We start from the raw sequence: 22161 nt of genomic DNA on the forward strand, positions 1-22161 counted from the left end.
CGTACTGGGGCCCGGGCCCGGTCGATCCGGCGATCGGCGGCGAATGCTGAGTCTGGAGCGAGAGTCTGAGATTCAACGCGGTCCGCCCGGTGTGCACGGCATGCGTGGTGTGCACTTGTGGGTACGACCGCTCTTCACGACAAGGCTCAGCTTCAGCTTTGCGCTCCTCGCGCACCCCGGCCGCAGGGGCCGGGGAGTCTGGAAAGGCTATCCGAAGAGATAGCCGAACACGGCGTCCCCGACCCGCTGGTCGACGACGTCGGCGCCGTTCGCCTCCTCACGGGCGAACTTGACCGCCTGCTGCAACTTCTCGACCCGGTCGAGGAGTTCGTTGACGCGCCGTGCGGGCAGGGCGCCCGAGAACTTCACGGTGGTCCAATACCCCACCGGAATGTCCTCGTAGTACACCTCGACCTGGGCCGGATGCTTCTCGGTGGCCTCGGCCTTCACGTGGTTGCGAGGCACCTTCTTGGTGCGCAGGGTGCGCACGGGCTCGGTCTTCCAGGCGTCGGTGGAGGGATCCTGGACCCACGACTCGGAGGCGTCGAGCACGGGCAGCTTCCGTACGAAGGTGTTGAGGTCGACGAGCTGCTTCTCCAGGAACAGCAGATAGGCGACGGGCACGTCGGTGACCAGCACCCGCCCGTCCACCTTCACATCGGCCCTGGCCTCGCAGTTCGCCCAGTCCTTGGTGGCGGTCACGTCGAAGAGCCGCGTCAGCGTGGCCGAGGTCTCCCGCAGCACGTCCTCGGCCTTGACCTGAACCCGCGTGGACTCGGGCGGCAGCTGCTCGCCCTCCTCGTCCTTCGGCTGATACGTCCGCGAGATACCGGCCAGCAACGCGGGCTTCTGCAACCCGTGATGAGCCGATGTCAGGTCCTGGTGAGCCTTGGACTTGATGCCCTTCTCGACCGCGATGATCTGATTGAGTTTCGCCACGTGAAGGACGGTAGCAGCGGCAACTGGCCTATTCCCAACCATTATTTCGAGCGGACGGATACGTCACCCGAATCCGAATAGCAGCTCTGCCCCGGCAACGGCTCCGGCCAACTCCACGGATTCCGCCCGCAATCCGCCGAGGATGTCGTCGACGCCCCGCAGCCCGGCCCGCTCCAGCAGCCGTTTCTCGTTCGTCACCCACTCCCCCCGGGCCGCGAGAACGGCGTGACCGGTCTGGAGGGCGGCCGTGGCGACGGCGCCGGCGACCTCGGTGAGGCGGCCGTTCGGGGCGTGGTTGGCCTTCGCGTAGGCGAGGGTGGCGCGGGCGACACCACGCCAGTGTTCGGGGGCGGTGGCACGCAGTCGTTCGGGATAGGCCGCCGGGCGGGGCAGGGTGCCGCTGAGCACGCGGTTGACCGCCAGCTCGGCGACGACCAGGTAGCTGGGGATCCCGGCGAGATGGAACAGCAACGGCTCCACCCGGAACCGCCCCGCCTCCGCCTCGGCCAGCTCCCGCTCGACCACGTCGAGATCGCGGTAGTGCACGTCCACGCGGCGACCGTCGACGGTCAGCCAGGCCCCGCCGTTGAAGACACCACCGCCCCACCCGCCGACCTCGGAGACCTCGCCCTCCCACCCGAGGGCGCGGAGGTCGGCGGGGTCGAAGGGACCGCGGTAGTAGACGGCCAGGTCCCAGTCGCTGTCGGGACGGTGGGTGCCCTGGGCTCGGGAGCCGCCGAGAGCGACGGCCCGGACCGTGGGGAGGGCGGCCAGGCGGTCGGTGACGGCCGCGAGGAAGGTCCGGTCGGGCTCGGCGTTCGTGGCGGGCATGGCCCACAGCATCCCGCGCGGCCCGTTGTCAGTGCCACGCGTTATCAATGGAAGGCGCTGGGGGGCGGAGAGTGCCTTCGGCGGTCTGCCTGTCCTGCGCCGCCCGCGGCGGGAAAATCGGGTGCGGCCGCCCCGCGCGAGCGCGGATGATCGACGGGTCGTCCGTCGTTCGCTTCAGGAGCCCCAGTGATCCAGCGCGTCACCGCCCCGGCTCTCTTTCCGCCGCCCGGCTACTCCCACGTCTCCGTCGTCGAGGCCGGTACGAAGCTCGCGTTCCTCGCCGGTTCCGTTCCGCTGGACGACGAGGGGAGGCTCGTCGGGGAGGGGGATCCGCCGCGGCAGGCCGAGCGGGTGATCGCGAACCTGCGGGAGCAGCTCCGCTCGGTCGGCAGCGACCTGGAGCATGTGCTGACGACCGATGTGTACGTCGTGAGCAGTGAGCCCGCGGTGCTGTCCAGCGTCTGGGAGGTCGTCGAGGCCTCCGGGCTCAGTGCCGGGCCGCACTCGTCGACGCTGGTAGGGGTCGCCTGTCTGGGGTACACCGGGCAGCTGGTGGAGATCACGGCCACCGCCGTCGTACCGGAGGGGACGCAGGGATGAACGCCGAGGTCGCACTGCGCCGCGCCGGCGGACCGGACGCCGCCGGGGTCGCCGATGTCTACCTGCGGTCGTACAGCACCGCCCTGCCCACCGTCGTCCGGCCGCGCTCGGACGACGAGGTGCGCGCGTACATCCGGGACGTCGTGGTGCCGGAGCGGGAGACGTGGCTGGCGGAGGCCGGTGGCCGGGTCGTCGGGATGATGGTCCTCGCGGGGGATCTGCTGTCGCAGCTGTATCTGGCCCCCGAGTGGCGGGGCCGCGGCATCGGTGACCGGTTCGTCGCGCTGGCCAAGGAGCGCTCCCCGCAGGGGCTCACGCTCTGGACCTTCCAGGTCAACAAGCCCGCCCACCGCTTCTACGAGCGGCACGGCTTCGTCGCCGTCGAGTACACGGACGGCAGCGGGAACGAGGAGCGGGAGCCGGATGTGCGGTACGTGTGGACGCCCTGACCCGGACCTTCCCGCTACGGCGGCCCCACTACGGCCGCCTCGCTACGGCCGCCCGGGTGCGGCCCCCCACACCCGTCGCTTCGCCAGCGGCTTCCGGTAGCTCCCCGCCCGGCTGGTCGTGAGTCCCAGCGTCACCAGCGACTCGGCCAGCTTCACCGCCGCGCCGACGCCGTCGACCACCGGAACCCCGAGCTTCTCCCCCACCACGCGCTGCAGCCCCGTCATCCCGGCACAGCCGAGGACCAGGACCTCGGCGCCGGCGTCCCGGACCCGCTCGGCCGCCGCGAGGAACGCGGCCTCCGTGCGCCCGGGGTCAGCGGCGAGGTCGAGGACGCCGAGTCCGGTGCCGGCGACGGCGACGCAGTTGCGGGCCACCCCGGCGGTCTCCAGGCTGTCCTCGATCTGCCCGCGCGACCGGTCCAGGGTGGTGACGACGCCGTACCGGCGGCCCAGCAGACAGGCCAGGTGGGCCGCGGCCTCGGTGATGTCGACGACGGGTACGTCCACCAGCTCCCGTACGCCCTCGCGCCCGTGCTCGCCGAAGCCGGCCAGGACCACCGCGTCGTACGGCGGACCGCCGTACGTCCGCAGCGCGTCCAGGACCGCGGCCGCCGACAGGTAGCTGTCGAGCCAGCCCTCCGCCGACTCGGGTCCCCAGGCCGGGGTCAGCCCGGTCACGGCGGTGCCCGGGCCTGCGGCGGCCCGGGCACCTCGTACGATCTCCGCGGTCATCTCCTGCGTGGTGTTGCAGTTGGTGACGACGATCCGCACGTCCTTCAGACCTCCTCGGCCACGGTGACGGGGGCGGGGGCGGGGGCCGGGGCGCGGTCACCGCGGCACAGCGTCAGGTAGAGGCCCGCGGCCAGCGCCGTGCCGATGAACCAGGAGTACGGCGCCACGTCGCTGAACGTCTTCACCAGCGCGAGCACGGCCGCGACCGCCGCCGAGGGCAGGAACGCCCACAGGGCCTTGGGGTTGACGCCCTTGCGGTAGTGGTACGGGGAGCCGGGAGTCGCGTCGAAGAGTTCCCGGACGTCCACCCGGCCGCGCTTGACCCAGTAGTAGTCGACCATGATCACGCCGAACAGCGGGCCCAGGAAGGCACCGAGACCGCCGAGGAAGTAGTTGACGACGGTGGGGTTGGAGAAGAGGTTCCAGGGGGTGACGACCAGGGCCGCGACGGTGCTGATCATGCCGCCGACCCTGAAGCTGATCTTCTGCGGCCAGACGTTGGCCAGGTCGTACGCCGGCGAGACGAAGTTGGCGACGATGTTGACGCCCATCGTGGCGACCGCGAAGGTCAGCGCCGCCACGACCAGGACCCAGGTGTTGCCGACCTTGGCGACCAGTTCGGCCGGGTCGGTGATGGCCTCGCCGAAGACCTCCAGGGAGCCGGCCGTGACGATCACGGAGACGACCACGAAGGCCGTGGAGTTGATCGGCAGGCCCCAGAAGTTGCCGCGGCGGACGGTGCGGTAGTCCGGGGCGAAGCGCGAGAAGTCGCAGAAGTTGAGCATCAGGGTGCCGTAGGTGGCCAGGATCAGGCCGATCGCGCCGAACCACTGCCGCCACTGCTCGCCGGTGGAGACCGGGTGCGGGGTGGAGGTGAGCGAGATGGTCCAGTGGGCCTTGGCCAGGATCCAGACCGCGAGGGCGATCATGACCAGCCAGATCGCCGGGCCGCAGAAGTCCTGGAACCTGCGGATCGTCTCCATGCCCCGGCTGATGATCGCCGCCTGGATCAGCCAGAGCGAGACGAAGGAGATCCAGCCGAGCGTGTCCAGGCCCAGGAAGGAGCTCTCCGTCAGGGACTTCAGGCCCGGCCAGGCCGCCAGCAGCATCACGTTGACGGCGACGGACGCCAGATAGGTCTGGATGCCGTACCACATGATGGCGATCACGGCCCTGATCAGCGCCGGGATGTTGGCGCCCCAGACGCCGAAGCTGATCCGGCTCACCACTGGGAACGGCACGCCGTGGCGCTGGCCGATCCTCCCCATCCAGTTCATGCCGACGTAGATGAGCACGAAGCCGACGAGGAGGGAGGTGAAGACCTGCCAGACGTTCATGCCGAGGACCAGCAGGCCGGCGGCGAAGGTGTAGTTGCCGAGGTTGTGGACGTCGGACATCCACATGGCGAAGAGGTCGAAGACCTTCCAGTTCCGCTGCTCGGCGGGGGCGAGGTCTTCGTTGGTGAGCCGGGGGTCGGGGGCGAACGCGGGTGCGCCGGTGGCTTCGGCGCGGTCGGCGAGGGACACGGGGCCTCCAGGGACTACGGGGCGGGGAGGGAGGAGGACGGCTGCCGGGTGCGGTGAGCGTCAGGTACGCCAACTTTTGGTATACCAAACTGCTGTCATGGTGCTCCCGTCAAGCGTTCCGACCGATGTCGGTCCCGTTACGGCTCCGTAAAAGCCCCCCGGGTCGGCGAAAATGACCTCATGGGCTCCCCCACCACGAAGATCGAACCCCTGGGCGCGGTGCGCGAGCGCGTCCTCGCGACCCTGCGGCAGGACATCATCGCGGGGCGCCTCGGCCCTGGTGACCGGCTGGTGGAACGGGAGCTCGCCGAGCGGTTCGGGGTCTCCCGGGTACCGGTCCGGGAGGCGATCCGGGCCCTGGTCGCCGAGGGCTTCGTCCTCTTCGAGTCGGCCCGCCGTACGGTCGTCCGCCGGCTGACCCCGACCGACGTCAAGGAACTCTTCGAGCTGCGCGAGGCGTTGGAGGTGTACGCGGCCGGGCTGGCGGCGGCGCGGGCGACCCCGGAGGCGCTGGCCGAGCTGCGGGAGCTGCTCGACCGGGCGGCCACGGCGACCGAGGCGGGCGACGCCGAGACCATCACCGACATCAACACCCGTTTCCACGACCGGATCCTGGCCCTGGCCGGCAACAGCCTGCTCATCTCGGTCATGGAACCGGTCGACGGCCGGCTGCGCTGGCTCACCCGGAGGAACGAGGAGTGGCCCCAGCTCCTCACCGAGCACCGCGAGTTGTACGACGCGATCGCCTCCGGCGACCCGGACCGCGCCCGCGCCCGCGCACTCGGCCACGTCCAGGCCAACTACCGGTCGACGGTACGGCACCTGTTCGGCGAGGACACCGGCGCCTAAGCGCTCCGCTGGAAGTGCCGCGATGTGCCGACTGCCGTCTGCCGACTGCCGACTGCGGCGCCGTCGTGGCTGGTCGCGCAGTTCCTCCCCCAGCCTTCGGCCGGGGGTACGCCCAGCGCCCCTTCGGGGGCGCTGCCGAACCGCAGCGGACTTCGCCGGGCCCGCTTGGCTGCCCGACCCGGCTCTCCACAGGAACACCGGTTCGCACAGGAAGCTCCTAGAGTTCTCCTCGCCGGTGAAGATCGAAACGGTTCCGGACGGACCCGACGGGGAGGGTATGACCATGGTGAGCAGACGAGGGCTGTTGGGCGGAGCCGCGCTGGTGGGGATGGGCGCGGTGGCCGGCATGGCGGTGGGTGCGGGGACCGCCGCCGCCGACGAGCCGCTGGACACGCCGTTCACCCCGGTCGCCGCGCCGCATCTGGCCGAGGCCGAGCAGCTGGTGCGGTACCAGCGGCTGCTGGCGGCCGGATATCTGCCGACGGGCCTGGCCGGGCACTGGCCGCTGGACGGCTCCGGCGCCGACCGCTCCGGCCTCGAACACCCGGTCGCCCCGGGCTCCGGCACGAGCTGGACCAGTCTGCGCGCGGGCGGCGAACTGAGCTTCGACGGCACCTCCGGCGCCTACGCCGCCACCGCATCCGTCCTGGACACCACCGCCCCGTTCACGGTCACGGCCTGGGTCCGGCTGGCCGACGACGCCGTGCTCACGAACATGTACACGGCCGTGAGCCAGGACGGCGGCAGCGCCAGCCGCTTCCTGCTCCAGTACGACGACGCGGCCGGGACCTGGGCGTTCAAGGTGCGCAGCGAGGACCAGAGCACCAAGGTCTCGGCGCTCGCCGCCGCCCCGGTGACGAAGACGGGAGTCTGGACCCACCTGGCAGGCGTCTGGGACGGCACCCGCGTCCAGCTCTATGTGAACGGCGTCCTGGAAGGCAGCGCCGACAACACCCTGTCCTGGGCCGCGCCCCAGGGCTTCAGCATCGGCCGGGCCCGCTGGGACGGCGGTTACGTGAACCGCTTCAAGGGCACGATCGACGACGTCCGCGCCTACGGCCGTGCCCTCGACGCCGATGAGATCGCCCTGGTCAGCGGGCGGACGGCACGCGCCAACAACGTCTATCTGACGGACACGTCGGCGACCGTGACCTGGGGCCGCCCGGACGACCTCGCCGGCTGGGTGGCCCGGGCCCGCTGCTCGTCCTTCGTCACGGCGCTGCTCAAGCACACCTACGGCTGGGCCACCGACGCCTACTTCGTCCAGTACTTCCAGGAGAAGGGCCCGGAGGCCGCCGACTACTGCTCGGCGTTCCGGAACGGCACCGCCGGCCCGCGCTTCCGCCGCATCCGCAAGGTCACCGAGCTGCTGCCGGGCGATCTGATCGCCGTCGACTACAACGGGCAGGACGCGGAGAACACCGGGCACATCGTCATGGTCCGCGAGGTCAAGGGCGTCTTCAGCGGGGTCGCCGACTTCACCGGCGAGACCCAGTACGCCGTCGAGATCGTCGACTGCACCTCCGACCCGCACGGTGTCTACGGCCTCAGCAACTACCCCCGATACCCGGACACCCGCATGGTCGGCAACGTGGACGGCGAGAGCTTCCAGGGCGTCGGCATCGGCCACATGATGTTCTACGCCTCCGACACCACCGGCGAGTTCTCCCGGTACCGCTGGAGCGTCAACTCCTCGGTCTCCACCGGCACCCACACGGTGGACGACCGCCCGGTGGCGGCGGCCCGGATCGTCTGAGCCCCGCCGCTCACGCCGGCCCTCACCCCAGTCCGGCCGCCTCCGCCGCCGTCCGCAGCACGTCGCGGAGCATCTCGGGGGTGAGGCGACCGGTGAAGGTGTTCCGCTGGCTGACGTGGAAGCAGCCGAAGAGGTCCAGGCCGCCGAGGCCGACCCGGGTGCCGTGGGCGAAGGCCGGGCGGGGCCGGGGCACGGTCCAGCCCGCCGTCGCGAAGGCCAGCAGCGCGGCCTGCCAGCCGAAGGCGCCGAGCACGACGGCTGCGCGCAGCGTCGGGCGCAACAGCGTCAGCTCCTCCACCAGCCAGTGGCGGCAGGTGTCGCGCTCCTCGGGGGTCGGCTTGTTGGCGGGCGGGGCGCAGTGCACGGGCGCGGTGACGCGCACGCCGTACAGCTCCAGGCCGTCGTCGGCGCTCACCGACGTCGGCTGCGAGGCGAGCCCGACGTCGTACAGCGCCTGGTACAGCACGTCACCGGAACGGTCACCGGTGAACATCCGGCCGGTGCGGTTGCCACCGTGCGCGGCCGGGGCGAGGCCGATGATCAACAGCCGGGCGTCGGCCGACCCGAAGCCGGGAACGGGCCGGCCCCAGTACGTCCAGTCTGCGAACGCGGCGCGCTTGGTACGTGCCACGTCCTCCCGCCACGCGACGAGGCGGGGACAGGCACGGCAGCCGCTGACGCGCTGGTCGAGGTCAGCGAGCCGGGTGCGCGGGGTGCGGTTCACGTTTCAACGGTAGGGCCGGTCGACCGGGTGGAGGCGGAAAAAGGGGGCCGGGGGACGAGGGCGAGGTTTACCGGAGCGGCTCGGTCTGGGTGTCGGGGGTGTGCGGGAGCACCGTGCCGGGCTGTGCGGGGTGGCGACGCTTGTCTGTGCGGGGTGGCGACCGCGGGTTGTCTGTGGCTGATCGCGCAGTTCCTCCCCCAGCCTTCGGCCGGGGGTACCCCCAGCGCTCCTTTGGGGCGCGATGGCGGGGGCCGGCAAAACGGTTCCGCCGGGGTCGGCTCGGGGGGCTAAGGTCGGGGCATGGCTTCTGAGGATGCGGTCGACGGCAGGGAGCTCGCGAGCGGAGGGACCGGGGCACCCGCCTCAGCCGGGCCTGACGAAGGAGCCGAGGCCCCCGCCACTCCGGCTCCCGACCCCGCCGCGATCGCCGCGGCCGTCGCAGCCGCCGAGGCCGCGGGGCCGGCTCCCGGGGAGAACGTTCGGATCGACAGCTGGATCTGGGCCGTCCGCCTGATCAAGACCCGCTCCATGGGGGCCACCGCCTGCAAGGGCGGGCATGTCCAGGTGAACGGCGAGCGCGTCAAGCCCTCCCACTCCGTGCGCGTCGGCGATGAGGTGCGGCTGCGCAACGAGGGGCGGGAGCGGGTCGTCGTCGTGAAACGGCTGATCCGCAAGCGGGTCGGCGCCCCGGTGGCCGCCGTGTGCTACATCGACAACTCCCCGCCGCCCCCGCCCCGCGAGGCCTTCTCCCCCATCGGCATCCGCGACCGCGGCACCGGCCGCCCCACCAAGCGCGACCGCCGCGAACTGGAACGACTGCGCGGCCTCGGCGGGATGGGTGGAACCGGCACGGGTGGGGCAGGCGCGGGTGGGATGGGCTCGACAGGCCGGGCGAGTGGAGGACACCCCGGCGGACGGTGATCAAGGTGATCAACCGGGGCGGCCCCACAGGGCTCGGCTCGCCCAGGCCAGGTGACCCGGCTCCTCCCCGCTCGGCGGCTCCCCCGCGCTAAGCCGTCGGCACCGCCCTCACCCACGTCCCGTCCTCGGTCAGATACTCGGCCACCTCCAGTCCCGCCTCCGCGAGCGCCTGCTCGAACTGTTCCTCGGTGAGCGGCCGGGCCAGGAAGGTCTGGGTCCAGGTCGCGTCCGGGAACTCGTACTCCGCGTGCACCGAGTCCACCCCGTCCCCGACCGGCTCGGCCGACACGATCCGGACGGTGTAGCCGCTGGGGTCGGTCCGCTCCCGCGGGACCCTCGTGTGGTAATCCGCGCCCTCCCGCTGGATGAGCACGCAGCCGCCGTCCGCCACGTGCGCCACGCAGGTGCGCAGCATGCCCCGGCGCACCTCCGGATCCCCGGTGTGCACCAGGAACGACGCGAGCATGACCACGTCGAACTTCTCGCCCAGGTCGAGCCCTTCGATGGTGCCGCGTATGGTGCGCGCCCCGCGTACACGCTCCAGCATCTCCGCCGACTCGTCCACCGCCGTGACCGTGAACCCGCGCTCCAGGAGCGGGTGCGTCATGCGCCCCACGCCGCAGCCCAGCTCCAGGATGCGGGCGCCGGCCGGGATCGCCGCCTCGATGATGTCCGGCTCTTCCCCGACGGCCAGGCGCGAGTAGAGCTCGACCGCGCAGCCGTCCGGGGTGATCGCTCCGGGTCCTGTTCCCTCGTACCCCTCACGCATTTCGATCGTCATGCCCGAACAACGGCCCGTCTCCGCACCGCCGTTCCCGGACCCCAATGGTTCACTCGTTCGAGTAGTTCGAACGTCCGGTGGGAACTTTTCCGCAGCGGGGCTCGGTCGACGGCCGTCACCGGTCCCACGGGAACCATCCGTGCCCGACGTACCAGTGGCCGCCCGCCCGCAGATGGTCGCCGACCGCCCGCTCCACCGAAGTCCGCCGGGGCAGATCCCGTACCGGCAGGTCCGGGTCGCCGAAGACGAAGCCGACCGGTGTGGTGTCGGCCGGCTCCGGGTCCACCCACCCGGGCCGGAACCGCTCCTGGAAACGGACGATGTTGGAGCCTGCCGGAAGGTGTTGTCGCAGCTGTGGATCGAGCAGCCAGGAGTGGCAGGTCGCGACGGTGTGGGGCTCCTCGGGGAAGTGCCGGGCGAAGAACTCCCGGGCGCGGTCCACGGAGCGGTCGCAGGCGACCGGGGTGAGCGGCCCGAGGAAGTCGGGGATGTGCAGGTCCAGGGAGGGCTCGCCGCCGGTCACGTCGGTTCCGGCCGCCTTGATCGCCTGTGCCGTGCGGTCGCCGAGCCACGTCCGCTCGTACTGCAGGCGTCCCAGCTGGTAGAGGCGGCCGCAGAAGTGGCGGGTGAGCCAGTGCGCCTGGCGCGCCGCCAGTCCGCCGCTGCCGATTCGTCTGCGGTGCAGTGCCATGCCGCGGCCGAGGTCGGCGAGCGTGTGCCGGGAGACGTCGTCGGGAATGCCGCGCGCCCGGTGCACCGCGCGGGCGTGTGGCACCGCCATGAGGAAGACGTACACGAGGAAGTACTCGCCCAGCGCGTCCGGAGCCTGGGCGGCCCGGTCGGCGAGCCCGGCCGGGTCGTCCACCTCCCGCACCACACCGGTCACGTCCTCGGCGCCCTCTTCCAGCAGCCGCCGGAGCCCGGGGTCGGCGGTCACGGCCCGTCGCAGTGCCACCAGATCGTTGATGTCCTCGTGCGGCACGGCGAGGTCGAGGAGCAGGTCGGGCAGGTCGTCGGCGTCCGGCAGCACGTCAGGGTCCCCCTTGGTGAACGTCAGGTCGAGGAGTACGTTGCAGACAGGAGTGGTGATCCGGGATGCGTACAGGCAGTGAACCGGCGACCGCCCGCAGTGCGCTGCGGGCGCGGTTGTGGCTGAGCGTGTGGGGGCTGGCCTGGGCGATCTTCGGCACGGCGGCGTTCGCGCTGGTCGGACGTCCCGGCTGGGCGGCGGCCTGCGGGGTGCTGTGGCTGGTGGCCACCGTGGACATGGCCGTGATCCTCAGGCACATCCGGCAGGGCCCGCACTATCAGCCGGGCCGAGATGTGCCGCCGTACCGGCCCGCGGACACCCGCCCGCCGCGGTTCCGGCCACCGCCGCAGCACCGTCATCCGTGAGGAAGCACCGGCCCACGCATCGTCCGCACACCCACCGTCGGCTCCCGCACCGTCGGCTCACGCGCCGCTGTCGAAGCGGGCCGCCTTCAGGTACTCCGGGTTCGGGTCCAGGGCGGCCGCCAGCCGGAAGTGGCGTATCGCGAGGTCGGTGCGGCCCTGGCGCTGGTAGGTGCGGGCGAGCGCGAAGTGGGCGAACGCGTTGTCCGGCTCGCGCTCCAGGACGATGGTGAACTCCAGCTCGGCGGGGCGCAGTTGCGCGGCGGCGAAGAAGGCACGTGCGCGCAGCAGCCGGGCGGCGGTGTTCTCGGGGTGTGCGGCGATCACTCCGTCGAGCAGCTTCACCGCGCCCCGCGGGTCCCGTGCGTTGAGCAGTTGCTCGGCGGCACGGAAGTCGATGACATGCGTCTCCGGAGTACGTCCGGTCGAACCGCTGGTCTCGGGCACGGCAAAGTCCTTCCCTCACTCGAGCGGTTCAACGCCCGGACGGGTGTCCGCTATTTCGAAGACGCATTCCACTCGTTCGAACCGGACGCCTGCGCCCGGCGCACGAGGTCGGCCCACACCTCCCCGACGCGCCGTTGCAGCGCGTCCAGGGGGACGTCGTTGTCGATCACGATGTCCGCGATCTCCAGGCGCTTCTCGCGCGTAGCCTGCGCGGCCATGCGCGCGCGGGCGTCCTCCTCCGTCATCCCCCGCAGCCGTGTCAGCCGGTCCAGCTGGGTCTCGGGGGCGGCGTCCACGACGATCACGACGTCGTAGAGCGGCACGAGGGCGTTCTCCGCGAGGAGCGGGACGTCGTGGACCACGACGGCATCGTCGGCGGCCGAGTTCTCCAGCTCACGGGAGCGGGCCCCGACCAGGGGGTGCACGATCGAGTTCAGTACGGCGAGCCTCTCGGGGTCGGCGAAGACGATCGAGCCCAGCTTCGGCCGGTCCAGGCTGCCGTCGGCGGCCAGCACCTGCGGTCCGAAGGCCTCGGCCACGGCCGCCAGGCCGGGGGTCCCGGGCGCGACGACCTCACGCGCGATGCGGTCCGCGTCGATCAGCACCGCGCCGTGCCCGACGAGCAGCCGGGACACCTCGCTCTTGCCGGCGCCGATCCCGCCGGTGAGGCCAACTTTCAGCATGCCCCGAAGCTTAGGCCCTGCCACCGACACCGGCCCTCACGGGTCTCGGTCGCCGCCCCGGCCATGGCTTGCCGCCCGGCCGGCGCGGGTCGCGTGCGGGCGGGCCTCAGTTGTCGCCCTCGCGCTCCGCGAGGAAGCGCTCGAACTCGAGGCCGATCTCGTCCGCGGAGGGGATCTCCACCGGCTCGGCGAGCATGTTGCCCCGGGTCTCGGCGCCCGCGGCCGCGTCGTACTGGTGCTCAAGTCCCTGCACCAGGGCGGTGAGCTCCTCGTCACCCTCCTGGATCTGGCTGTCGATCTCTGTCTGCGTGCGGTACGCGTCCGTGCGCAGGGCGTGCGCGATACCGGGGAGCACCAGGCCGGTGGCGCCCGTGACGGCCTCCAGGACGGTCAGGGCGGCGTCCGGGTAGGGCGAGCGGGCGATGTAATGCGGCACGTGCGCGGCGACGCCCAGGACGTCGTGGCCGGCCTCCATGAGGCGGAACTCGAGCAGCGCCTCGGCGCTGCCGGGCACCTGGGCCTCGTCGAAGGGGCTGCGGTGTCCGGGGACGAGGTCGGTGCGGTTGCCGTGCGGGGTGAGGCCGACGGGGCGGGTGTGCGGGACGCCCATCGGGATGCCGTGGAAGTTCACGGACAGGCGTACTCCGAGCCGCTCCACGATCTGCTGGACGGCGGCGGCGAAGCGCTCCCACTCGACGTCGGGCTCGGGGCCGGACAGCAGGAGGAACGGCGCGCCGGTGGCGTCCTGGACGAGCCGGACCTCGATGCTCGGCTCCTCGTAGTCGGTCCAGCGGTCCCGCTTGAAGGTCAGCAGCGGGCGGCGCGCCCGGTAGTCCACGAGCCGGTCGTGGTCGAAGCGGGCGACGACCTGGTGGGGCAGCGAGTCGAGCAGCCGGTCGACGATCTGGTCGCCGGTCTCGCCCGCGTCGATGTATCCGTCGAAGTGGTAGAGCATGACAAGACCGGCCGACTCCTGGGCCAGCGCCATGTCGACGACTGCCAGCCCCTTCGGCTCCCATGCGTACAAACCCTGCGGATCAAGCACTGTGACCGCTCCTCCTCGTGTTCGTACGGGTCAACGCGGCACTGACCACAGGCATTCCCGCCGGCGCCCCGAACAGGCGCCCCTCATCGCCTTCTCATGCCGGGAGCGGGTGCACGCGCGCGTGCGTGCGTCCGCACCGGACGCGGTCACGCGCGCGTGCCGGGGTCAGGCCGTCATCACGCGCTTGTGGAGCGCCGTCACCGCCTTGCGCGCCGAGCTGAACGCGCCGTGCTGCCAGGCGTCCGTGTAGCTGAGCCAGTCGCCGGCGAACGATACCCGGCCGGTGGGCTCGTTCAGGGGCTTGTAGCGCGCGTCGTCGGGGCCGCCGGGGGTGTCGTGCCAGGCGGCCTCCAGGTGGGGTGTCTGGCGCCAGTGGTGGGAGAAGGAGGAGACCAGTTCGGTGCGGTACTTGTCGCCGTAGATCTTCACGCCGGCGGCGACCGCGCGCTGTTCGCGCTGGGCCGGGGTGAGCTTGGCATAGGAGTCGGCGTCGTCGTCGTAGTTGTAGTAGCCGATGAGGACGCCCCGTTCGCCGTGGAAGCCGTACGAGGGGTGCCAGATGTGGGTGACGTCCTGGTCGGTCTCGGTGATGCCGCCGTAGATGTTGTGGTCCAGCTCCCACCAGCGGGAGCCGTACTCCAGGCCGATCTTGGCCGCCGACGACGGGGTGACGGCCTCCAGGGCGCTCTGCACTCCGGAGCCCAGGTTGTGCGCCACCTTGGCGAGGATGTTGGGCGGCATGGCGGCCACGCAGTAGTCGGCCTCGACGACCTTGGTACGGCCGCCCTGGGTGTACGTCACGGTGACACCGTGCCCCGTGTCGGTGATCTTGGAGACGGCGGCTCCGGTGCGGATGCGATGGGCGCCGATCGCCCGGGTGAGCGCCTTCGGTATCTGGTCCATGCCGCCGACCGGCTGGAACATCAGCATCGCCTGGTCGAAGCCGAACTCGAAGGAGAAATAGCGTCCGACACCGCTCGCGAGCACCGCGGAGGCGGTCGGGACGTCGCCGAGGAGCACACCGGGGGTGCCGGCGGCGGCCGGTACGGTCGTGTATCCGCGCCGCTCCCCGCCCTCGTACGTCAGCGTGTCGCCGAGTTCGCCCCAGTCCTTGAGGAACTCGACGAGCCGCTCCTGGTCGGTGGCCGTCAACTCCTTGTCCAGCGCACCCTTGTTCGTGGCTTTGGCGAGCAACTCCGAGACGTAGCCGTACACGTCGGCCTTGGCGGTGCGGTACCGCTCCGGCTTCGTCATGCCGGCGGACTCGTTGTAGATGTAGGCGTCGGCGTTGATGTTCGTGAACACCTGGATGGGGACGCCGAGTTCACGGCAGTAGTCGAGGGTGATCATCCACTGCGGGATCCGGGCCGGTCCGGCGTTCATGTAGTGGCCGTCGGCGAACCGCGCGGTCTGCGTGTTGCCGTAGAGGTCGGTGGTCGAGTCACCGCCGCGCACGGTGAAGTTGCGTCCGCCGGTACGGTCCCTGGCCTCCAGGATCGTACAGTCGTAGCCGGCCTTGCCCAGTTCGTAGGCGGTCGCGAGGCCGGCGATGCCACCGCCGAGGACGACGACCCTGGCGGCCGCGCGCCCGGTGAGGGTGAAGTCGCTCGCGCTGAGCGCCCGGAAGGGCTGTTCGCGCTGGGCGGCCTGGGCGGTGGGGGCGAGCCCGAGGGCTCCCATGGTGGCGAACATGGCGCCGGCGCCGCCGGTGAGGCCGACGTTCCTCAGAAACGACCGCCGACTCGTCCCCGACCTGTACTGAGGCTGTGTCATGACGCGACTCCCCTTCCGATCTTGAACGAAGACCGGGGAAGCGTCCCAGCGCCGCGTTACGGCCCAGCGGCTATTCGTGTATCCCACACGTTTCGACCGGCGGCCAAGCCAACTCCCTTGGGGGCGCGGGGCTGTATTCATTTGCGGCTCCGCCGCGTGGGCGCGCCCAGCCCCCACCGGCCGCCGGCCGAAGTACAACCGGACAACACCAAGGGGCCGCACCTCGAAAGGTACGGCCCCTCGGTCAGGAGCTACAGCTCAGTGAGCGTTCAGCTCTGGCCACCCGCGAGCTTCTCGCGCAGCGCGGCCAGCGCCTCGTCCGAGGCCAGCGCACCGGAGGTGTCGGCGCCCTCGGAGGAGTACGAACCGCCACCCGCGGCCGGAGCCGCACCCGCGGCGTCGCCACCCTCGGCAGCGGCAGCGGCGTCGGCCTCGCGGCTCTTGATGACCTGCTGCTGGTGCTGCTCGAAGCGCTGCTGCGCCTCGGCGTACTGGTGCTCCCACGCCTCGCGCTGGGTCTCGTAGCCCTCGAGCCAGTCGTTGGTCTCGGGGTCGAAGCCCTCGGGGTAGATGTAGTTGCCCTGGTCGTCGTAGGACGCGGCCATGCCGTACAGGGTCGGGTCGAACTCGACCGTGGCCGGGTCGGCACCGAAGGCCTCGTTGGCCTGCTTCAGCGAGAGGCTGATGCGGCGGCGCTCGAGGTCGATGTCGATGACCTTGACGAAGATCTCGTCGTTGACCTGGACGACCTGCTCCGGGATCTCCACGTGGCGCTCGGCCAGTTCGGAGATGTGGACCAGACCCTCGATGCCCTCGTCGACGCGGACGAACGCACCGAACGGAACCAGCTTCGTGACCTTACCGGGCACGACCTGGCCGATCTGGTGGGTGCGGGCGAACTGCTGCCACGGGTCTTCCTGGGTCGCCTTCAGCGACAGGGAGACGCGCTCGCGGTCCATGTCGACGTCGAGGACCTCGACGGTGACCTCCTGGCCGACCTCGACAACCTCGGACGGGTGGTCGATGTGCTTCCAGGACAGCTCGGAGACGTGGACCAGACCGTCGACGCCACCCAGGTCCACGAAGGCACCGAAGTTGACGATCGAGGAGACCACACCGGAGCGGACCTGACCCTTCTGGAGGGTCGTGAGGAACGTCTGGCGGACCTCGGACTGGGTCTGCTCCAGCCAGGCACGGCGAGACAGGACCACGTTGTTGCGGTTCTTGTCCAGCTCGATGATCTTCGCCTCGAGCTCCTTGCCCACGTAGGGCTGGAGGTCGCGGACGCGGCGCATCTCGACCAGGGAGGCCGGGAGGAAGCCACGGAGGCCGATGTCGAGGATGAGACCACCCTTGACGACCTCGATGACGGTACCGGTGACGATGCCGTCCTCTTCCTTGATCTTCTCGATGGTGCCCCAGGCACGCTCGTACTGGGCGCGCTTCTTCGAGAGGATCAGGCGGCCTTCCTTGTCCTCCTTCTGGAGGACAAGGGCCTCGATCTCGTCACCGACGGCGACGACCTCGTTGGGGTCGACGTCGTGCTTGATCGAGAGCTCGCGGCTCGGGATGACACCTTCGGTCTTGTAACCGATGTCGAGCAGGACCTCGTCCCGGTCGACCTTCACGATGACGCCGTCGACGATGTCGCCGTCGTTGAAGTACTTGATCGTCTCGTCGATCGCGGCGAGGAAGGCTTCCTCGTTACCGATGTCGTTGACCGCTACCTGCGGGGTGGTGGCGGTGGTCTCGGTGCTGCTCGTCATGTGAGAAAGGGCTCCGGTACGGACATTGAAGTCGTAGGTACTGCTTACGCCGGGAGCCTGTTTCGCTCTGCAGAAGCCGGACAGCCTGGGAAGCGCCACCCGAAACACCGGTGACGCCTCGACAACCGAGGGGACATACATACAGATGCGAGCGCAGCCTGCTACGTCTGAGGTGCGCAGGCCCGCAGCGCAACTTGTAGCATACGGGGGCAGCCGGGCAGGGTCAATGCGCGAAGGCGCACACCCGGGGCGGATCACCGCATTCCCGGCACAAGAAACGTCCCACCAGGCCACGCAGGCCTGAGGGACCCCCTCCGTGACACACCCCTGACGGGGTTGCACGGAAGAGTACGACGAGGGAGCCGATCATCCAAGAGCCCGATTCGTTCGACCTCGCGGAGGCCGGTGCGACGACCGGCGCCGAGGCCGAACCGGAAGCCACCCGGCGTGCCGCCGGGGTCGCGGAGAGCAGCCGGGCCAACCGGGGCTGGTGGGACCGCAACGCCGACGAGTACCAGGTCGAGCACGGCACGTTCCTCGGCGACGACCGTTTCGTGTGGGGCCCCGAGGGCCTCGACGAGGTGGAGGCGGAGCTGCTCGGCCCGCCGGAGGAGCTGAAGGGCAAGGACGTCCTGGAGATCGGCGCCGGCGCGGCCCAGTGCTCGCGCTGGCTGGCCGCCCAGGGCGCCCGCCCGGTCGCCCTGGACCTCTCGCACCGCCAGCTCCAGCACGCGCTGCGCATCGGCGGATCGTTTCCCCTGGTCTGCGCGGACGCGGGCGCGCTGCCCTTCGCGGACGCCTCCTTCGACCTGGTGTGCTCGGCGTACGGCGCGCTTCCCTTCGTCGCCGATCCGCGCCTGGTGCTGCGCGAGGCGCGGCGGGTGCTGCGGCCGGGCGGGCGGTTCGTCTTCTCGGTGACGCACCCGATCCGCTGGGCGTTCCCCGACGAGCCCGGCCCCGAAGGGCTCTCGGTCTCCGCCTCCTACTTCGACCGGACGCCGTACGTCGAGCAGGACGAGGACGGCCGCGCGGTCTACGTCGAGCACCACCGGACGCTCGGCGACCGGGTCCGGGACATCGCCTCCTCGGGTTTCCGGCTCGTCGACCTGGTGGAGCCGGAGTGGCCGGCCTGGAACACGTCCGAGTGGGGCGGCTGGTCCCCGCTGCGGGGCAATCTCATTCCCGGGACGGCGATCTTCGTGTGCGAGCGGGACTGAGCGTCGCCCGATCAGGACCGGGCGTCCATTAAGGAACCGCACGCGCGCGTGAGGGGCGTTTCCGTGGGCGTACGACACTAGGGGCGTGATCCGTTACGACGCCCTGGACGCGCTGCCCGTGCGGCAGGCCCTGCCCGGTCTGCGCGACGCCCTGGAGGGACACGGCACCGCCGTCCTCGTGGCACCGCCCGGCACCGGCAAGACGACGCTGGTGCCGCTGGCGCTGGCCGGGCTGCTGGGCGAGGGGTCCGCGCGGCGGGTGGTGGTGGCCGAGCCGCGCCGGATCGCCGCCCGCGCGGCGGCCCGCCGGATGGCCTGGCTGCTCGGCGAGCAGGTCGGGCGGAGCGTCGGCTACACCGTGCGCGGCGAACGGGTCGTGGGACGGCACGCGCGCGTGGAGGTCGTCACGACCGGTGTGCTGTTGCAGCGTCTGCAACGCGACCAGGAACTGTCCGGCGTGGACGTCGTGATCCTCGACGAGTGCCACGAACGCCATCTGGACGCGGACACGGTGGCGGCCTTCCTCTGGGACGTACGGGAGACCCTGCGGCCGGAGCTGCGCCTGGTGGCCGCGTCCGCGACGACGGACGCGCAGGGGTGGGCGCGGCTGCTGGGCGGAGCGCCGGTGGTCGAGGCGGCCGGTGTCTCGTACCCCGTGGAGACGGTGTGGGCGCCGCCGCCGCGTCCGGTACGGCCGCCGCACGGGATGCGCGTCGACCCGGCGCTGCTGGCGCACGTGGTCTCGGTGGTGCGGCGGGCCCTGGCCGAGCGGGAGGGGGACGTGCTGTGCTTCCTGCCGGGCGTGGGCGAGATCGCGCGCGTGGCCGGCCGGCTGGGCGAGATCGGGGACGGCATCGGGGCCGTGGAGGTGCTCCAGGTGCACGGCAGGGCACCGGCCTCCGTGCAGGACGCGGTGCTGGCGCCCGGGGCCCGGCGCCGGGTGGTGCTCGCGACCGCGGTCGCCGAGTCCTCGCTCACCGTCCCCGGGGTACGGGTGGTCGTCGACGCGGGGCTCGCCCGGGAGCCGCGGGTGGACCACGCGCGCGGACTGAGCGCGCTGGCGACGGTACGGGCGTCCCGCGCGGCCGGGCGGCAGCGGGCGGGGCGGGCCGGGCGTGAGGCGCCGGGGGCGGTGTACCGCTGCTGGTCCGAGGCCGAGGACACCCGGCTGACGGCCTTTCCGGCCCCGGAGATCAGGGTGGCCGACCTGACCGCGTTCGCCCTCCAGGCGGCCTGCTGGGGCGATCCGGGGGCCTCGGGGCTGGCGCTGCTGGACCCGCCGCCGGCCGGGGCGATGGCGGCGGCGCGGGAGGTGCTGACGGCGATCGGCGCGGTCGACTCCGCCGGACGGGCGACGGAACGCGGGGCGCGGCTGGCCCGGCTGGGGGTGCATCCACGGCTGGGGCGGGCGCTGCTGGACACCCCGGGCGGGGGTGCCGAGGTGGTCGCGCTGCTGAGCGAGGAGGCTCCGCGGGAGTACGGGGACGACCTGGCGGCCGCGCTGCGCGCCGCCCGGCGGGGCGGGGACGCCTATGCCGGGCGCTGGCTCGCGGAGGTGCGGCGGCTGAAGGCGGACGGCGAGGGTGCGTCGGCGTCCGGCGTGGACGACCGCACCGTGGGACGCGTCGCCGCCCTCGCCTTCCCCGAGCGGGTCGCCAGGGCCGACGGAGGGTCGTACCTCATGGCCTCCGGTACCCGGGCCGAGCTCGGTGACGGCAGCCCGTTGCGCGGTGCGCCGTGGATCGCCGTGGCCGTCGCGGACCGTCCCGTCGGCAGCGGACACGCGCGCGTGCGGCTCGCCGCGGTGGTGGACGAGGACACGGCCAGGGCGGCGGCCGCGTCGCTGTACGCGGAGGACCAGGAGGTCCGCTGGGCCGACGGGGACGTCGTCGCGCGGCGGGTGGAGCGGCTCGGGGCGATCGAGCTCGCGGTGCGGCCGTTGCGGGACGCCGACCCGGCCCTCGTCCGCGATGCGCTGCTCGACGGGCTGCGGCGCGAAGGGCTCGGCCTGTTGCGGTGGACTCCCGACGCCGCCGTGCTGCGGCAGCGGCTCGCCTTCCTCCGGCTGCACCTCGGCGAGCCCTGGCCGGATGTGTCCGACGACGCGCTGCACGCGCGCGTGGACGAATGGCTGGAGCCGGAGCTCGGCCGGGCCCGGCGGCGGGCCGATCTCGGGCGGATCGACGCCGGGGAGGCGCTGCGGCGGCTGCTGCCGTGGGCCGGCGGGGAGGCGGGCCGGCTGGACGAGCTGGCGCCGGAGCGGATCCCCGTGCCGAGTGGGTCGCGGATCCGGGTCGACTACGGGAATTCCGAACAGCCGGTGCTCGCCGTGAAGTTGCAGGAGATGTTCGGGTTGCAGGAGTCGCCCGCGGTGGCCGGGGTGCCGGTGCTGGTGCATCTGCTGTCGCCGGCCGGGCGGCCCGCCGCGGTCACGGCCGACCTCGCCTCGTTCTGGAGGGACGGGTACAAGGGCGTACGGGCCGAGCTGCGCGGGCGGTATCCGAAGCATCCCTGGCCCGAGGATCCCGCCACGGCCGAGCCCACCCGGCACACCAACGCGCGGCTCAGACGCTGACCGGCTCCGGCACCGAGGAGTCCACCTGCTCCGGATCGGCCGGGCGGCGGCTGCGGGCCTCCAGGTAGAGGGAGAGGGCGAGCAGCGCGATGCCGAGGGACAGGAACCCCCAGGGGAGGTAGGAGGTCAGCATCAGGACGAGGGTGCGGTTGTGCTTGACCAGGGCGACCGTGCTCTCGATGTAGTCCTCGCGCATCTTCACGTCGCCGGCGAACGCCGTCACCTTGGCGCGGCCGCCCAGCAGAGTGCCGCCGCGCAGCTCCTCCTTGTGGATCTCCTCGCCGTAGACGGGCGCCCCGGTGGCCGGCTCGACCCAGAACCTGCGGACCGTGGTGTACCAGCGGGTGGTGCCGGTCTTGGCGACGGACTCGGCGGTGATGCCCTGCACCGGCAGCTTCTTGGGCATCGGGACCTTGGTCCAGGGGATGGTCTGCTCGAAGTAGTAGACCTTGACGCCCCGGAAGGTCTGCGTCCCCTTGTAGTGGATGGGGTTGGTGGTGCGGGTCTGCGCGTCGAAGTACTCGTAGTCCCGCTTCTCGGTCAGGAACGGGAACTTGAACTCGATGCCGTCCCGTGCCACCGGGTCGCCGTCGACCATCTCGCCGGTGGCGTGCACGGGTTCCTGGCTGTGGGCGTCGAAGATGTAGCGCTCGGGGATCTCGGAGACCATCTTGCCGTCGGGTCCCTGGACGTAGGACAGGCCGTCCCAGACGACGACGTCCCGGCCCGCCGTCTTCTCGATCCTCTTCGCGGCCGCCACGTTGCCCTTGAGGGTCTGCACGATGGTGACCTGGGGGACCTTCTTCGCCGTCATGGTGCCGTAGTCGAGGAGCGTGGCGTTCTTCGCCACCAGGACCATGTCCTGGTACTGGTTCGCCGGGATCTTGGCGAGCCGCGGGAAGGCGTACCAGCGCAGCAGCGGGGACAGCGCCGCGAAGAACACGGCACAGGCGAGCAGGACCAGACTGGCCTTGCGGCGCATCTCGGCCTCCCGGGGCGGCGGTTACGGGTGGGACGGCACCGTGGTGAGCAGCGGCTTGGGGGACGTCTTTCCGTCCGGCGACCCCAGGGCGCTGATCGTCACGACCAGGACGACCGCGAGGACGAGACCGGTCGCGGCGGCGATCAGGGCACGCATGCGGGGCCTCCCTACGG

The 22161-nt window shown here is 71.6% G+C and carries 22 protein-coding genes; 8 read left to right on the forward strand and 14 right to left on the reverse strand.

From position 1 onward, the window contains the following. Positions 1 to 207: 207 nt before the first annotated feature. Positions 208 to 939 carry a DUF7873 family protein gene (locus SSP29_RS14140; RefSeq protein WP_089100973.1) on the reverse strand — a complete coding sequence of 244 codons (732 nt, stop codon included), beginning with the start codon at positions 937 to 939 and terminating at the stop codon, positions 208 to 210. Positions 940 to 1002: 63 nt separating this feature from the next. Continuing rightward, entirely contained in the window at positions 1003 to 1770 is a 768-nt protein-coding gene (locus tag SSP29_RS14145; protein ID WP_089101608.1) for a nucleotidyltransferase domain-containing protein, read from the reverse strand. 186 nt (positions 1771 to 1956) lie between these two features. On the opposite strand from SSP29_RS14145, the gene SSP29_RS14150 reads away from it, so the two are divergent. Both SSP29_RS14150 and SSP29_RS14155 read left to right on the forward strand, forming a co-directional pair. Continuing rightward, complete coding sequence (locus SSP29_RS14150; RefSeq protein WP_089100974.1) at positions 1957 to 2370, forward strand: RidA family protein; 414 nt, start codon at positions 1957 to 1959, stop codon at positions 2368 to 2370. Beyond that, on the forward strand, positions 2367 to 2819 hold the full coding sequence (locus SSP29_RS14155) for a GNAT family N-acetyltransferase (RefSeq protein WP_089100975.1): 453 nt from the start codon (positions 2367 to 2369) through the stop codon (positions 2817 to 2819). The genes SSP29_RS14150 and SSP29_RS14155 overlap by 4 nt, the downstream gene beginning before the upstream one ends. Positions 2820 to 2861: 42 nt before the next feature. Here the strand turns inward: SSP29_RS14155 and SSP29_RS14160 are convergent, their stop codons facing one another. Both SSP29_RS14160 and SSP29_RS14165 read right to left on the reverse strand, forming a co-directional pair. Further along, positions 2862 to 3590: an aspartate/glutamate racemase family protein gene (locus SSP29_RS14160; protein ID WP_089100976.1), complete on the reverse strand. Its 729-nt coding sequence runs from the start codon at positions 3588 to 3590 to the stop codon at positions 2862 to 2864. A 5-nt stretch (positions 3591 to 3595) separates the two neighbouring features. Further along, positions 3596 to 5077 carry an NCS1 family nucleobase:cation symporter-1 gene (locus SSP29_RS14165; protein WP_089100977.1) on the reverse strand — a complete coding sequence of 494 codons (1482 nt, stop codon included), beginning with the start codon at positions 5075 to 5077 and terminating at the stop codon, positions 3596 to 3598. A gap of 180 nt (positions 5078 to 5257) precedes the next feature. Here SSP29_RS14165 and SSP29_RS14170 point away from each other — a divergent pair, with 180 nt between their 5' ends. Together SSP29_RS14170 and SSP29_RS14175 are read left to right on the forward strand one after the other, a co-directional pair. After that, positions 5258 to 5926: a GntR family transcriptional regulator gene (locus SSP29_RS14170; RefSeq protein WP_089100978.1), complete on the forward strand. Its 669-nt coding sequence runs from the start codon at positions 5258 to 5260 to the stop codon at positions 5924 to 5926. A gap of 283 nt (positions 5927 to 6209) precedes the next feature. Continuing rightward, the gene (locus SSP29_RS14175) at positions 6210 to 7682 is read left to right on the forward strand and encodes a LamG domain-containing protein (RefSeq protein ID WP_089101609.1); all 1473 of its coding nucleotides are present in this window, start codon (positions 6210 to 6212) and stop codon (positions 7680 to 7682) included. A gap of 22 nt (positions 7683 to 7704) precedes the next feature. Here the strand turns inward: SSP29_RS14175 and SSP29_RS14180 are convergent, their stop codons facing one another. Further along, positions 7705 to 8406 (reverse strand): uracil-DNA glycosylase, encoded by a 702-nt coding sequence (locus SSP29_RS14180; RefSeq protein ID WP_089100979.1) that lies wholly within the window; start codon positions 8404 to 8406, stop codon positions 7705 to 7707. A gap of 300 nt (positions 8407 to 8706) precedes the next feature. On the opposite strand from SSP29_RS14180, the gene SSP29_RS14185 reads away from it, so the two are divergent. Next, positions 8707 to 9327: an RNA-binding S4 domain-containing protein gene (locus SSP29_RS14185; protein ID WP_089100980.1), complete on the forward strand. Its 621-nt coding sequence runs from the start codon at positions 8707 to 8709 to the stop codon at positions 9325 to 9327. A gap of 88 nt (positions 9328 to 9415) precedes the next feature. Here SSP29_RS14185 and SSP29_RS14190 read toward each other — a convergent pair whose 3' ends face one another. Together SSP29_RS14190 and SSP29_RS14195 are read right to left on the reverse strand one after the other, a co-directional pair. Continuing rightward, complete coding sequence (locus tag SSP29_RS14190; RefSeq protein WP_150134141.1) at positions 9416 to 10108, reverse strand: class I SAM-dependent methyltransferase; 693 nt, start codon at positions 10106 to 10108, stop codon at positions 9416 to 9418. Positions 10109 to 10223: 115 nt separating this feature from the next. Continuing rightward, entirely contained in the window at positions 10224 to 11138 is a 915-nt protein-coding gene (locus SSP29_RS14195) for an acyltransferase domain-containing protein (RefSeq protein ID WP_089100981.1), read from the reverse strand. A gap of 65 nt (positions 11139 to 11203) precedes the next feature. Between SSP29_RS14195 and SSP29_RS14200 the strand changes: the two genes are divergently transcribed. Continuing rightward, positions 11204 to 11503: a DUF6343 family protein gene (locus SSP29_RS14200; protein ID WP_089100982.1), complete on the forward strand. Its 300-nt coding sequence runs from the start codon at positions 11204 to 11206 to the stop codon at positions 11501 to 11503. Between the two features lie 57 nt (positions 11504 to 11560). Here SSP29_RS14200 and SSP29_RS14205 read toward each other — a convergent pair whose 3' ends face one another. From SSP29_RS14205 to rpsA, 5 genes are all read right to left on the reverse strand, one after another. Continuing rightward, positions 11561 to 11947 carry a tetratricopeptide repeat protein gene (locus SSP29_RS14205; RefSeq protein ID WP_089100983.1) on the reverse strand — a complete coding sequence of 129 codons (387 nt, stop codon included), beginning with the start codon at positions 11945 to 11947 and terminating at the stop codon, positions 11561 to 11563. Positions 11948 to 11997: 50 nt separating this feature from the next. Continuing rightward, a complete protein-coding gene (coaE, locus tag SSP29_RS14210) occupies positions 11998 to 12630 on the reverse strand; it encodes a dephospho-CoA kinase (RefSeq protein WP_089100984.1) in 633 nt (210 codons plus the stop codon). Positions 12631 to 12736: 106 nt separating this feature from the next. Next, entirely contained in the window at positions 12737 to 13675 is a 939-nt protein-coding gene (locus SSP29_RS14215; RefSeq protein ID WP_089100985.1) for a PAC2 family protein, read from the reverse strand. A gap of 165 nt (positions 13676 to 13840) precedes the next feature. Next, entirely contained in the window at positions 13841 to 15367 is a 1527-nt protein-coding gene (locus SSP29_RS14220; RefSeq protein ID WP_218036907.1) for a flavin monoamine oxidase family protein, read from the reverse strand. 350 nt (positions 15368 to 15717) lie between these two features. Next, the gene (gene rpsA / locus SSP29_RS14225) at positions 15718 to 17214 is read right to left on the reverse strand and encodes a 30S ribosomal protein S1 (RefSeq protein ID WP_046729628.1); all 1497 of its coding nucleotides are present in this window, start codon (positions 17212 to 17214) and stop codon (positions 15718 to 15720) included. A gap of 368 nt (positions 17215 to 17582) precedes the next feature. Between rpsA and SSP29_RS14230 the strand changes: the two genes are divergently transcribed. Next, positions 17583 to 18431, forward strand: a complete 849-nt coding sequence (locus tag SSP29_RS14230; RefSeq protein WP_089100987.1) for a class I SAM-dependent methyltransferase — start codon at positions 17583 to 17585, stop codon at positions 18429 to 18431. Positions 18432 to 18516: 85 nt separating this feature from the next. Beyond that, entirely contained in the window at positions 18517 to 21006 is a 2490-nt protein-coding gene (gene hrpB / locus SSP29_RS14235; RefSeq protein WP_089100988.1) for an ATP-dependent helicase HrpB, read from the forward strand. Here the strand turns inward: hrpB and pgfA are convergent. Further along, the gene (gene pgfA, locus SSP29_RS14240; protein ID WP_089100989.1) at positions 20996 to 21988 is read right to left on the reverse strand and encodes a cell envelope lipid trafficking protein PgfA; all 993 of its coding nucleotides are present in this window, start codon (positions 21986 to 21988) and stop codon (positions 20996 to 20998) included. The genes hrpB and pgfA overlap by 11 nt on opposite strands. Before the next feature lie 21 nt (positions 21989 to 22009). Continuing rightward, complete coding sequence (locus SSP29_RS51530; protein WP_107436188.1) at positions 22010 to 22144, reverse strand: SPW_0924 family protein; 135 nt, start codon at positions 22142 to 22144, stop codon at positions 22010 to 22012. Positions 22145 to 22161: the final 17 nt, after the last annotated feature.

The organism is Streptomyces hyaluromycini (genome assembly GCF_002217755.1).
GTDB lineage: Bacteria > Actinomycetota > Actinomycetes > Streptomycetales > Streptomycetaceae > Streptomyces > Streptomyces hyaluromycini.

Excerpts from the sequence above, each read along its gene's own strand:
- SSP29_RS51530 (WP_107436188.1), bottom strand. The coding sequence starts at position 22,144 with ATGCGTGCCCTGATCGCCGCCGCGACCGGTCTCGTCCTCGCGGTCGTC.
- pgfA (WP_089100989.1), bottom strand. The coding sequence starts at position 21,988 with ATGCGCCGCAAGGCCAGTCTGGTCCTGCTCGCCTGTGCCGTGTTCTTC.
- SSP29_RS14200 (WP_089100982.1), top strand. The coding sequence starts at position 11,204 with ATGCGTACAGGCAGTGAACCGGCGACCGCCCGCAGTGCGCTGCGGGCG.
- coaE (WP_089100984.1), bottom strand. The coding sequence starts at position 12,630 with ATGCTGAAAGTTGGCCTCACCGGCGGGATCGGCGCCGGCAAGAGCGAG.
- SSP29_RS14175 (WP_089101609.1), top strand. The coding sequence starts at position 6,210 with ATGGTGAGCAGACGAGGGCTGTTGGGCGGAGCCGCGCTGGTGGGGATG.
- SSP29_RS14220 (WP_218036907.1), bottom strand. The coding sequence starts at position 15,367 with ATGTTCGCCACCATGGGAGCCCTCGGGCTCGCCCCCACCGCCCAGGCC.
- SSP29_RS14155 (WP_089100975.1), top strand. The coding sequence starts at position 2,367 with ATGAACGCCGAGGTCGCACTGCGCCGCGCCGGCGGACCGGACGCCGCC.
- SSP29_RS14185 (WP_089100980.1), top strand. The coding sequence starts at position 8,707 with ATGGCTTCTGAGGATGCGGTCGACGGCAGGGAGCTCGCGAGCGGAGGG.
- SSP29_RS14145 (WP_089101608.1), bottom strand. The coding sequence starts at position 1,770 with ATGCCCGCCACGAACGCCGAGCCCGACCGGACCTTCCTCGCGGCCGTC.
- SSP29_RS14190 (WP_150134141.1), bottom strand. The coding sequence starts at position 10,108 with ATGACGATCGAAATGCGTGAGGGGTACGAGGGAACAGGACCCGGAGCG.
- rpsA (WP_046729628.1), bottom strand. The coding sequence starts at position 17,214 with ATGACGAGCAGCACCGAGACCACCGCCACCACCCCGCAGGTAGCGGTC.
- SSP29_RS14170 (WP_089100978.1), top strand. The coding sequence starts at position 5,258 with ATGGGCTCCCCCACCACGAAGATCGAACCCCTGGGCGCGGTGCGCGAG.